The organism is Kouleothrix sp. 19917 (assembly GCF_057073505.1).
Window position 1 is genome coordinate 1934656 of record NZ_CP097099.1, and the last position, 11585, is coordinate 1946240.

10 protein-coding genes and 1 pseudogene are annotated in these 11585 nt (G+C 63.5%); 9 read left to right on the top strand and 2 right to left on the bottom strand.

All coding sequences use genetic code 11. The features are described from left to right. The first annotated feature begins 14 nt into the window (after nucleotides 1-14). The 5 genes from M1P90_RS07910 to M1P90_RS07930 all read left to right on the top strand — a co-directional run bounded on the left by M1P90_RS07910 (nucleotide 15) and on the right by M1P90_RS07930 (nucleotide 6124). Entirely contained in the window at nucleotides 15-1517 is a 1503-nt protein-coding gene (locus M1P90_RS07910; RefSeq protein WP_483702064.1) for an ABC transporter substrate-binding protein, read from the top strand. A 112-nt stretch (nucleotides 1518-1629) separates the two neighbouring features. Then, complete coding sequence (locus M1P90_RS07915) at nucleotides 1630-2574, top strand: carbohydrate ABC transporter permease (protein WP_483702065.1); 945 nt, start codon at nucleotides 1630-1632, stop codon at nucleotides 2572-2574. A gap of 1 nt (nucleotide 2575) precedes the next feature. Beyond that, nucleotides 2576-3487, top strand: a complete 912-nt coding sequence (locus M1P90_RS07920; protein ID WP_483702066.1) for a carbohydrate ABC transporter permease — start codon at nucleotides 2576-2578, stop codon at nucleotides 3485-3487. A 190-nt stretch (nucleotides 3488-3677) separates the two neighbouring features. Next, entirely contained in the window at nucleotides 3678-4220 is a 543-nt protein-coding gene (locus tag M1P90_RS07925; RefSeq protein WP_483702067.1) for a DUF6174 domain-containing protein, read from the top strand. Between the two features lie 218 nt (nucleotides 4221-4438). Next, on the top strand, nucleotides 4439-6124 hold the full coding sequence (locus M1P90_RS07930) for a glycoside hydrolase family 13 protein (RefSeq protein ID WP_483702068.1): 1686 nt from the start codon (nucleotides 4439-4441) through the stop codon (nucleotides 6122-6124). 197 nt (nucleotides 6125-6321) lie between these two features. On the opposite strand, the pseudogene rpsT reads toward M1P90_RS07930, so the two are convergent. Continuing rightward, a pseudogene (gene rpsT / locus M1P90_RS07935) lies at nucleotides 6322-6603 on the bottom strand (30S ribosomal protein S20); the annotation flags it as partial. A 105-nt stretch (nucleotides 6604-6708) separates the two neighbouring features. Between rpsT and murJ the strand changes: the two are divergent. The 4 genes from murJ to M1P90_RS07955 all read left to right on the top strand — a co-directional run bounded on the left by murJ (nucleotide 6709) and on the right by M1P90_RS07955 (nucleotide 10440). Further along, complete coding sequence (gene murJ / locus M1P90_RS07940; protein WP_483702069.1) at nucleotides 6709-8334, top strand: murein biosynthesis integral membrane protein MurJ; 1626 nt, start codon at nucleotides 6709-6711, stop codon at nucleotides 8332-8334. 99 nt (nucleotides 8335-8433) lie between these two features. Beyond that, complete coding sequence (locus M1P90_RS07945; protein WP_483702070.1) at nucleotides 8434-9105, top strand: histidine phosphatase family protein; 672 nt, start codon at nucleotides 8434-8436, stop codon at nucleotides 9103-9105. Between the two features lie 74 nt (nucleotides 9106-9179). Continuing rightward, nucleotides 9180-9974 carry an RDD family protein gene (locus M1P90_RS07950; RefSeq protein WP_483702071.1) on the top strand — a complete coding sequence of 265 codons (795 nt, stop codon included), beginning with the start codon at nucleotides 9180-9182 and terminating at the stop codon, nucleotides 9972-9974. Between the two features lie 28 nt (nucleotides 9975-10002). Further along, the gene (locus M1P90_RS07955) at nucleotides 10003-10440 is read left to right on the top strand and encodes a GNAT family N-acetyltransferase (RefSeq protein WP_483702072.1); all 438 of its coding nucleotides are present in this window, start codon (nucleotides 10003-10005) and stop codon (nucleotides 10438-10440) included. A gap of 146 nt (nucleotides 10441-10586) precedes the next feature. On the opposite strand, the gene miaA is transcribed toward M1P90_RS07955, so the two are convergent. Further along, nucleotides 10587-11540, bottom strand: coding sequence for a tRNA (adenosine(37)-N6)-dimethylallyltransferase MiaA (miaA, locus tag M1P90_RS07960; protein WP_483702073.1), 954 nt, complete (start codon nucleotides 11538-11540; stop codon nucleotides 10587-10589). Nucleotides 11541-11585 lie beyond the last annotated feature (45 nt).

An 11585-nucleotide genomic window follows, 5' to 3' on the forward strand; every position in this document is an offset into this window, starting at 1 on the left:
GGAGGACAGCTCTAATGTACAAGAAGAGTCTTTCGGTCTCTCTGCTGGCGATGCTTGCCAGCCTGATCCTGGCTGCTTGCGGTGGTGGTACTGCCGCAACCCCGACACAAGCTCCCGCCGCGCCGGCCGCTGGTGCTGCAACTGCTGCACCGGCTGCTGCTGCCGCCACCGAAGCCCCGGCTGCTGCTGCCGCCACCGAAGCCCCGGCCGCTGCTGGTGCCGCCACCGAAGCCCCGGCCGCCGCCGCCGCAACTGCTGCCCCAGCCACCGAATTTGGCGGCACTATCGTGATGCCACAGGGCCTGCGCACCGACCTCAAGGGTGCGTCGATCAAGTGGATCGGCGGCGCCGACGGCCCAACCACCCCATTCGAAGATGCTGCGGCCAAGAAGTTCTCGGAAGCCACTGGCATCAACGTCACTGTGGTGCGCGGCCAGCAGAGCGCGACCGACCGCCTGGCCGAATATCGCCAGCAGCTCAGCGCCGGCTCGTCGGACATCGACGTGTACCAGATCGACGTGATCTGGCCTGGCATCATGGCTGAGTTCGCCGAAGACCTGAGCCCGGCCTTCCCAAGCGCCAAGAGCGACTTCTTCCCGGCGATTGTTGACAACAACACCGTGCAGGGCAAGCTGGTTGCCGTTCCGTGGTTCACTGATGCCGGCCTGCTCTACTATCGCAAAGACCTGCTCGAAAAGTATGGCATTGCCAACCCGCCCGCAACCTGGGCCGAGCTCGAAGCCGATGCCAAGAAGATCCAGGATGGCGAGCGCGCCGCTGGCAACAACGACTTCTGGGGTTTCGTGTGGCAGGGCAAAGCCTATGAGGGCCTGACCTGCGACGCGCTGGAGTGGCAGGTTTCCAACGGTGGCGGCTCGATCATCGAGCCCGACGGCACCATCAGCATCAACAACCCGCAGGCGATCGCGGCCTTCGACCGCGCCAAGGCCTGGATCGGCACCATCTCGCCGACGGGCGTAACCGGCTACCAGGAAGAAGAGGCCCGCGGTGTGTGGCAGGCCGGTAACGCCGCCTTCATGCGCAACTGGCCGTATGCCTACTCGATCGGCCAGGCCGACCCCAAGCTCAAGGATAAGTTCGACGTCGTTCCGCTGCCCAAGGGCGATGGCGACAAGGCCCGCAACGCCGACACGCTCGGTGGCTGGCAGCTGATGGTGAACAAGAACTCCAAGAACAAGGACGCCGCGATTGAGTTCGTCAAGTACATGACCAGCGCCGAGCTGCAGAAATCCAACGCGATCGAGCGCTCGCTGCTGCCGACCCGGCCAGCCACCTACCAGGATGCCGACGTGATCAAGGCCAATCCGTTCTACACCTCGCTGCTGCCGGTGTTCTCGGGTGGCGCTGTTGCGCGGCCTTCGACGGTTTCGGCCGACCTGTACAACGACGTTTCGACGGCCTACTTCACGGCGGTCAATCAGATCCTGACCGGCCAGGTAGACTCCAAGACGGCGGTTGCACAGCTCGAAACCGATCTGCAGAAGATCCTCAAGTAGCGAACTGATCGCACGCCCCGCTTCCGCCGCGCGCGGAAGCGGGGCCTTGGCATAGTATCTCTCTGGGGGAGGAGCCGTCCAACCTCGGGCAAAGCAGCCATGGGAGGAGCATATGGGCCAGCAAGTCGCCAATGTGAAGCAGCCTGCAATTGCGCGCAGGCGCCTGTTCGAAGCGCCACAAAGCGCTGAAGGGCGCCGGCGCGAACGCCTGGGCTGGATCTTGACCGCGCCGACGATCGTTATCATCTGCATCGTGGCGCTGTACCCCGTCATACGTACCTTTTTGCTCAGTTTCACCAACGCGCGCCTCAGCACCACACGCGCCGTCAGTTTCGTTGGTATTTCGAACTACACCGATTTGCTCACCGACCGGCTGTTCTTGCAAGCAACCTGGAACACCGCAATATTCTCGGTGTTTTCGGTGTTCTTTGAAACAGTGCTGGGCCTGATTATCGCCCTCACCATTCACTCGAATTTCAAGGGCCGCGGCGTGGTGCGCACCGCTATGCTGATCCCCTGGGCCATTCCTACGGTCGTCTCGGCGCGTATGTGGGCCTGGATGTATAACGACGTGTTTGGCGTGATCAACGATCTGCTGGTTACCCGGCTTGGCCTGCTCGATCACAAGCTCGCCTGGGTTGCCGACCCGGTGCTGACGCTGCCCTCGCTGATCGCGATTGACGTCTGGAAGACGACGCCGTTTATGGCACTGCTGCTGCTCGCTGGCTTGCAGGTCATCCCCGACGATATCTACGAGGCGGCCGACATCGACGGCGCATCGCGGTGGCAGCAGTTCTGGTCGATGACACTGCCGCTGCTGCGGCCGGCGCTCATGGTCGCGCTGATCTTCCGCACGCTCGACGCATTCCGCGTGTTCGACCTGCCGTTTGTGGTGAAAGGCACCGCGCCAGAGTCGATTACGCTCTCCATCCTCGCCCGCCAGACGATGATCGATCTCGCGCGCCTCGGCCAGGGTGCCACGATCGCCGTTGTCATTTTCATCTTCCTGATGATCATTGTTGGTGTGTATACGCGCCTGATACAAGTGGAGGATTAAGATGGCAGCACTTCCCGTAACTCCGGCGTCGTTTCAGCGCCGCAAACGCAATGAAATGATCGGTCGGGTGGCCTTCTGGATCCTGATCGTGATCATTCTGCTGTATACGCTGTTTCCATTCTACTGGGCGATCGTTTCGTCGCTCAAGCCCTCTACCGAGCTGTTCGATACGCCAGTGGCCTACTGGCCGAAGAACCCAACGCTGCAGAACTACCGCGATGTGTTTGCGAACCCGGTGTTTCCGCTGGCGCTGCGCAACTCGGTGATTGTGACTGTGTCGACTGTGATTCTGGCCCTGATCCTTGGCTCGCTTGGCGCATATGCGCTGGGCCGGCTGCGCTTCCGTGGCCGCACGTTCATCTTGTATATGATCCTGGGCATGACGACCTTCCCGCAGATCGCGATCCTGGGCTCGCTGTACCAGATGATCGTTGGCGCGGGGCTGTACAATCGCCTCGGCGCGCTGATTTTCTCGTACACGGTGTTCACGCTGCCGTTTACCGTGTGGGTGCTGACGAGCTTCTTCCGCGCGCTGCCGGGTGAGCTTGAAGAAGCCGCGTTTGTCGACGGGGCCACGCCGCTGCAAACCTTCCGCCTGGTGCTGCTGCCGCTGGCTGCGCCCGCGATGGTTACAACTGGCCTGCTGGCGTTTATCAACGCCTGGAATGAGTTCTTGTTTGCGCTGACCTTTACGCAGGATTACGGCAACCCCGGGAACTTCTTCGATTTCAGTAGTGGCGCGCGTACCGCTATTGTGGCGGTGGCAACCTTCCAGGGCAAGACGCAGTTCGAGCTGCCGTGGGGCAGTATCATGGCCGCCTCGGTTACCCTGACGATTCCGCTGGTGATTCTGGTGCTGGTGTTCCAGCGGCGCATCATGGCTGGCCTGACGGCGGGCGCAGTGAAGGGCTAGCTGAGACTTTTACTTTTCAAAGTACCACGCAGGAACGAAGGCGGGAAGCTCACAAAGAGAAACAAGCAGCTGCTTCGTGTGATTCTTCGTTTCTTCGTTTCTTCGTGGTGAGTCGCTCGTACTGCTGTTTCCAGGGTGTTGCGCTTGGTTCCGGCGGCGCTCGGCCGTACACCAGAAGCTGGTGGTTGCAATGCGGCTTGTTTCGAAGTTGGTATTAGGCGGCCTGGCCGCGCTGCTGGTAGCACTGCTCGCTGGCGTTGTCGCACTGGTTGCGCCATTCGCGCCGTTGCAGTACCAGCGCGCGCGCCAGCGCTGGGAGCAGCAGGCCCCACGCCACTACGAAGTTGACATATCGTGGGCGACGGGGTGGAATTATGGTACTGCCCGGGTGGAAATGCGCGACGGCAAAGCCGTCAGGGCGATCGACACCGCCACGGGCCAGCCGCTTGCGCCACACAAGCTGTATAACGCCGCCTACTTCAGCTCGGTCGACAATCTGTTTACCATTATTCAGACATATGTCCTGCCCGAGCTGAATTGGCGCAACCTGCTTGCGCACCTGGTTCCCGCGCTGGCGCATCGGCTGGTTTCGTGCGACGCGCCGCTGCCGAGTGTTTCGTATGATCAGCAGTATGGCTACCCGCGCGAAATCTGGTATAACGACAGCTGGTGCGCCAATACGTTTTTCAACTATTCCAATGTGAAAGTGACGAACTTCAGCCCACTGCCCTGACTCTGCCGCGTATCTCATCCGCCTGGCGCATCGCCCGAGCTACTCGCGCATGCGCCAGCCAGGCGTTCTGGTTTCGGCACCAGGCGCCTGGGTTTGCTGTGCGCGGCGACGCCCCGAGTGTATGGGCGCGGACTCGCGCTTCGGGTGCGAATGGCAGGCGCATGGCTACGAATTATGGCGCGCAAGCGCACAACAAACACATGAATGAGGTGAGCACTATGGCAGCGCTCAAATGGTGGCAGCAAGCCGTTTTCTACCAGATCTACCCGCGCAGCTTTGCAGACGGCAATGGCGATGGTGTTGGCGATTTCCCTGGCATGACTGCGCGGCTGGATTACCTGCGCGGCCTGGGGATCGATGCGATCTGGCTTTCGCCACACTACCCTTCGCCGTTTCTGGATTGCGGATACGACATCACCGACTACACGGGAGTCGCTGCGGAGTATGGCACGCCACAGGATTTTGCCGCCTTTCTGCACGAAGCACACGCCCGTGGCATCCGCGTGATCCTCGATCTGGTGCTCAACCACACGTCCGATCAGCACCCGTGGTTCGTGGAATCGCGCTCCAGCCGCGACAACCCCAAGCGCGACTGGTTTATATGGCGCGATGGGAAAGACGACGGCCCGCCCAACAACTGGGCCTCGATCTTTGGCGGCCCGGCCTGGGAGCACGACGCGGCAAGCGGGCAGTATTACTATCACGTCTTTCTCAGGGAGCAGCCCGATCTCAACTGGCGCAACCCCGAGGTCAGGCGCGCGATGTGGGATGCTGTGCGCTTCTGGCTCGATCTGGGGGTCGATGGCTTCCGGCTCGACGCGGTCGCCACCATTTTCGAGCACCCCGATCTGCCCGATCACACGCTGGCACGGCGCGCAGAGGATATTTTCGACGCGAACCGCCTGCCTATGGACGAATACCGGCAGCTGCTGGCCTTTCAGATCCACCAGCCCGGCATTCACGAGCTGATGCGCGAGCTGCGCGCGCTGGTCGACGAATACCCAGGCGATCGCGTGCTGATTGGCGAAGATGAGGATGTTGCGTTTCACGGCGCGGGCGACGACGAGTTGCATCTGGTGTTCAACTTCCCGCTTATGCGCACTGAACGGCTGACACCCGCACACATTCGCGCAAACCAGGCCGTTCGCCTGGCCGAGCTACCAGCCAGCGCGTGGCCGTGTAATACCCTTGGCAACCACGATTCGCCGCGCGTGTGGACCCGCTACGGCGATGGCGCGCACAACGCCGAGCTGGCGCGCCTGCACCTTGCGCTGCTGCTCACTCTGAAAGGCACGCCGTTTCTGTACAATGGCGAAGAGATTGGCATGCCCGATCTTGAGCTGGCCGACGCGCGCGATTTGCGCGACACAACGGCTGCCAACCTGTATCACACGATGATCGAGCGGCTTGGGGTATCGCCTGCGGAAGCGCTGCGCGCGGCTGCCGCAGCAACACGCGACCGCTGCCGCAGCCCAATGCACTGGAGCGGCGAGCCAAATGCCGGTTTTAGCCCAACGGGTGTGCAAACCTGGCTGCCTCTCGACCCCAGCTACACGCAGGGGGTCAATGTCGCCGCCCAGGCAGCTGATCCCGGCTCGCTGCTCGCGTTCTACCAGCGCCTGCTGCGGCTTCGCAAAGCCACGCCCTGCCTGGTGGCCGGCGACTACCAGCCGCTGCACCCGCACAGCGATGCCTACCTGGCCTTTCTGCGCCGCGACACGGTTTCGGGCCAACGCTGCCTGGTGGTGCTCAACTTCTCGGGCGAGCAGCAGGTTGTGGATTTTGCGCTTGGCGAGCAGACCGCGCGCCTGCTGTTTGCAAGCTCAGCACGCAATGCCACGCCGCTCGCGCTCGGCGGGCTGAGCTTAGCGCCCTTCGAAATCGTGATTGCCGAGCTGGCGTAACAGGACAAGGCGTCTTCCCGAAACAGACTTCAGGCCGGCTACAGCTCAAAGCGGCTGTAACCGGCCTGAATCGTAGAAACCAAAAAAGGCCGCGAAACGCGGCCTGATTGGCAGCAGCTTGCGAGACGGCCTTAGGCCTTCGCGGTGCGCTTGGCAGTGGTGCGGGTGCCCTTGCCTGCCTTGGTCGTCTTGGCGGGAGCCTCGGCGGCGGCAGCAGCAGCGGCCTGAAAGCGCACCAGCCGCTTGACCAGGCGCGACTTGCGGCGCGCAGCGTTGTTCTTGTGAATGACGCCCTTGCCGGCCGCCTTGTCGAGCGTGCTCATGGCGAGGCGAATCGCCTCGTCGCTCGGCTGGCCCGCGAGGATCACTTCTTCCGCCTTGCGGATCAGCGTCTTCACGCGCGAGCGGTACATCTGGTTCTGCACGCGCTTGCGCTCGTTGGAACGGATACGTTTCTCGGATGACTTCGTGTTCGCCAAAGTGAGGATCCTCCCCTATAATGGGCAACTATCTACGCAATACATACACGTCGAGATACTTTCGTCACGGCGTGTGATTATAGCAGAAAGCATCAGAACGCGCAAATGGCTGCTCCGCCCGTTTCCCCCGCCCCGGCGCGCGCCCGGCTTGGCCCGCTGATCAACACCCTGATCGTCGCCGCCGGCTACCTGCTCAGCCGTGTGCTCGGCCTCATCCGCGACATTATCATCTCCGCGCAGTTTGGCACCCTGCCCGAGTATGGCGCCTACCGCGCAACCTTCAATGTTCTCGACCTGATCTATATTGTTGTGGCGGGCGGCGCGCTGGGTTCGGCATTTATTCCGGTATTTTCGGGTATGCTCGAAGAGCAGCGCGAGGACGACGCCTGGCAGCTCGCCAGTGGCCTGCTGAACCTCGCCATGATCGGCCTGGTGCTGGCATGTGTGCTGATTGGCGTGCTGGCCGAGCCGATTGTGGCCTACACGATTGGCGCTGGCTTCCAGCCCGAGCAGCGCGCGCTCACGGTGCTGCTGCTGCGCCTGATGCTGGTGCAGCCGGTGCTGCTGGGGCTGGGTGGCCTCGCCAAAGCCACGCTCGAATCATTCGACCGCTTCTCGCTGCCAGCGATTGGCGCGAACCTGTATAACATTGGCATTATTGGCGGCGCGCTGCTGGCGCCCTGGCTCGGTATCTACGGGCTGGTGTGCGGCGTGATTGCTGGCGCGGTGCTGTTTCTGCTGGTGCAGCTGCCCGGCCTGCTGCGCACCGGCGCGCGCTACGTGCCCACGTTTGCGCTCGGCACCCCCGGCCTGCGACGGGTTGGCCGGCTGCTGGCGCCGCGCCTGTTTGGCCAGGCGGCATGGCAGATCAACCTGATTGCAATCGGCAGCTTTGTTTCGCTGTTTGGCGAAGCAGCAGTGGCGGCCAATGGCTACGCGCTGACGCTGATGCTGCTGCCGCACGGCCTGATTGCGCTGAGCCTGGGCACGGTGATGTTCCCGCAGCTGTCGCGTCTCCACGCATCTGGCAACACCGCCGGTTTTCGCGATACAACCCTGGCATCGCTGCGCAGCGTGCTGTTTCTGGCGCTGCCCGCCGCCGCGCTGCTGGCAGTGCTGGCCGCGCCGGTGGTGCGCGCTTTGTTCGAACGCGGCCAGTTTACCGCTGAATCTACCACGCAAACGGCACAGATGCTGATGTTCTATGCGCTTGGGCTGGCGGCTTTCGCCGGGGCCGAAATTATTGTGCGCAGCTTCTACGCCATGCAGGACACGCGCACGCCAGTGCTGGTTGGCATCGCGATGGTGGCGCTGAACATTGGCCTGGGCTGGGCGCTGCTGCGCGCCGGCGCTGGCCTGCCCGGGCTGGCGCTGGCCTTCAGCACGGCGAATACCGCCGAGGCTGCCACGCTTTTGTTCTTGCTGGAGCGGCGGCTGGGCCAGTTGGGCGGCGCGTTCTGGCGCGCGCTTGGCGCAATGGCGCTGGCGGCGCTCGCCGCTGCCGGGGTGGTTTTCGCCTTGCGCACAGTTTCGCTGCCCTGGCTGCCTGCGCTCGCGCCAGCGGCGGCGTACCGCTGGCAGAGCGGCTTTCTGCCGCTGGCGATCTGGCTGGCGGTGGCGGGCGCGCTTGGCGGGCTGGTGTATGGCGCGGTGGCGGCGCTGCTGCGGCTCGGTGAGCTGCAAAGCCTGCGCGTGCGGGTGCTGGGCATGCTGCGCCGGCGCAGGCACTGATTGGTGACGTAACTGTCATACGAATTGCGCGTTGCGCGCTTGTCGTTGCCATCCAGCAATGCTATACTCACGTACGGTCGGCTTGTTGAAGAGAAGATCGTGAAAACAACCCTGTACCTGATTCGCCACGGCGAAACCGACTGGAACCTAACGGGCCGCTGGCAAGGGCACGCCGATATTCCACTCAACGCGATTGGCCGGGCGCAGGCGCGCCGCCTGGCCGAACGAGTTAGCACTCGCGGGCCGCGCTTCGACGCGATCTTCAGCAGCGATTTGCAGCGCGCCTGGGAAACTGCCAGCATCCTCGGGCAGGCGACCGACCAGCCGCCCCAGCCGCTTCCCGCCCTGCGCGAAATTGATGTTGGCAGCTGGAGCGGGCTGACCAGCGCCGAGGTGCGCGAGCGCGACGGCGAAACCTATGCGCGCATCCAGTCGGGCGAAGACGTGGCGCGCGGCGGCGGCGAGCGCTTTCTCGACCTGTACGCGCGCGTGGTTGGCGCGGTTGAGCAGCTCACCAGCAGCCATGCGGGCCAGTCGCTGGCGCTGGTGACGCACGGCGGGTCGGTGCGTGCCGCCCTGCTCCACGCCGCCCGCGACAAGCGCGGCATCAAGCCCTACCGGATCCACATCGGGAATACGTCGATTACGGTGGTGATCTGCGCCGATGGCGCGTGGGAATTGGGCGCGATCAACGATATGGGGCACCTGGAAGCCAGCCCGCAAGCCCACGACATGATGTCCGCCCCGCCCGACGATACGGAACGACCATAGCGAGTGTTGAGTGTTGAGCGCTGAATTGTGCTTGAATCACTCACCATTGAACATTCAAAACTCAAAACTTGACCATGGATGATCGTTACACAATTGACACCCCGGAAAATATTGAGTTTGCCTACGATATCGCCGGGATCGGCTCGCGCTTTCTGGCGGCGATTGTCGATACGCTGCTGATTGGCGTGGCCGAAATCATTATTATTTTGCTTATTGCGCTGACCATGTCGGCGCTCGATCTCGATTCGGGCGGCAGCGGTGGCGTGCTTGTTGCGGCTGGCACGCTGCTGGCCTTTGTGATCCTGTGGGGCTACTATATTGCCTTTGAGATGCTGTGGAACGGCCAAAGCCCCGGCAAGCGCCTGATTGGTCTGCGCGTGGTGCGCGAGGGCGGCCGGCCGATCACCTTCATCGGCTCGGCGATTCGCAACCTCATTCGCATTGCCGATTTCCTGCCAGCGATGTATGGCCTGGGTGTGGTGGTGATGTTTATCGACCGGCGGGCGCGGCGGCTGGGCGACCTGGCGGGCGGCACGCTGGTGGTGAAAGAGCGGCGCGGTATCACGCTCGAAAGCCTGAGCGCGCCCGGCGCCGTGCTTCCGCCGCCGCTTGAAACAGGCGCGCCGCTGGCTCAGCCGACCATGCCAAATATCGAGCTGGTGAACGAGCGCGACTATACGCTGATTCAGGAATTTCTCCGCCGGCGCAGCGAGCTGGGCAGCGATGCACGCACGCGCCTGGGCGCGCAGCTTGCCGAGGGCTTGCGGGCGCGCATGGGTTTGCAGCCAATTGGCGACCCCGAGCGCTTTTTGCAGGATGTGGCCGGCAACTATCAACTCCTTCGCCGAAGCCAGCAGCTTGAAGGATAGCTGCCATTGTACCTGAGAGGAGACCCCCATGGACGATTCAACCGAGTCGGTGGAAATACCTGTCACGATTCTTGAGCGCGCGCCGAGCGTGGATGAGTTTGCGCGCCTGCGCGCCAGCGTGGGCTGGGCCAACCCCAATCGCATTGCGCTTTCCGATGCGCTGGCGGCCTCGCGCTTTGCGGTGTGCCTCGCGCGCGAAGGCCATGTGATCGGCTGCGGGCGCGTGATTGGCGACGGCATGATGTTCTATGTGCAGGATGTGATTGTGATGCCCGAATTCCAGCGCCACGGCTATGGCCAGCAGATCATGACGGCGATCATGGGCTACCTGGAAACGGCAGTGCCGGCGGGCGGCTTTGTTGGCCTGATGGCGGCGCGCGGCGCCGAAGATTTCTACACGCAGTTTGGCTTTGTGGCGCGCCCAACGCCGCAGTTCGGCTCGGGGATGTGCCTGGTGGAGCGGTAGGCGTGTGCGGGTGACAGGGTGACGGGGTGAACGCAGGCAGTACGCAGTTGGCAGGCGGCAGGCGGCAGTACACAGAAACCTGCAACCTTCAAACCTGCAACCTAAAAACCTCCGTGCCTCTGTGTCTCAGTGGTAAATTTCGTTCGTCATTCGGCCTGCCCTGAGCTTGTCGAAGGGTCGTTCGCTTGGATCGCGGCGAGTGCCTCGTCCAGCAGGGCCGGGCTGGCGGCGGCAAGCTGCGCGACATTGGGCAGGCGGCGAAACCAGTTCGCCTGGCGGCGCGCAAAGGCGTGCGTGTTGAACTTCAGGCGCTCAACCGCCTGGGCAAGCGTGGCCTCGCCGGCGAAGTAGGGCTGAAACTCGCGGTAGCCCAGGCTCGACATCGCCGGCAGTTCCCAGCCGTAGCCCTGCGCAACGAGTCCGCGCACTTCGGCTTCCAGCCCGGCGGCGAGCATCGCGTCCACTCGCGTGTCGATGCGCGCGTAGAGCTGGCCCGCTGGCAGCGTGAGCCAGAGCGTGCGCGTGCGAAATGGCGGCGCTTGCTTGCCCTGCTGCGCCGAAATTGGCTGGCCGGTGATTTCATACACCTCCAGCGCGCGGATCACCCGGCGCACATTGGTGGGCAGAATGCCCGCCGCTGCCGCCGGGTCGATTGCGGCAAGGCGGGCGTGGAGCGCTTCAGCGCCTTCCGTGGCGGCCTGCTGCTCAAGCGCGGCGCGCAGGGCTGGCTGCGGCGGCACGCGCGGGATCTGCCAGCCTTCCAGCACGGCAGCAAGGTACTGCCCAGTCCCGCCCACCAGCATTGGCAGCCGGCCTCGCCCGGCAATTGCGTGAATCGCGGCGTTGGCCTGCTCCTGGTACGTCGCCAGCGAAAAGTCTTCGTCGGGCGCGGCAATGTCGAGCAGGTGGTGCGGCGCGGCGGCGCGCTCGGCGGCGCTGGCCTTGGCGGTGCCAATATCCATGCCGCGATAGATCTGGCGCGAGTCGGCCGAGACGATTTCGCCGCCGAGCGCGCGGGCCAGCGCGAGCGATAGCGCGGTTTTGCCCACCGCCGTCGGCCCGACAATCGCAAGCAGCGGAATTTCATGTGCGTGGTGCATGGCGCGCATGATACACCAAGCGAGCGCATCGCCGTGCAGCCGCTT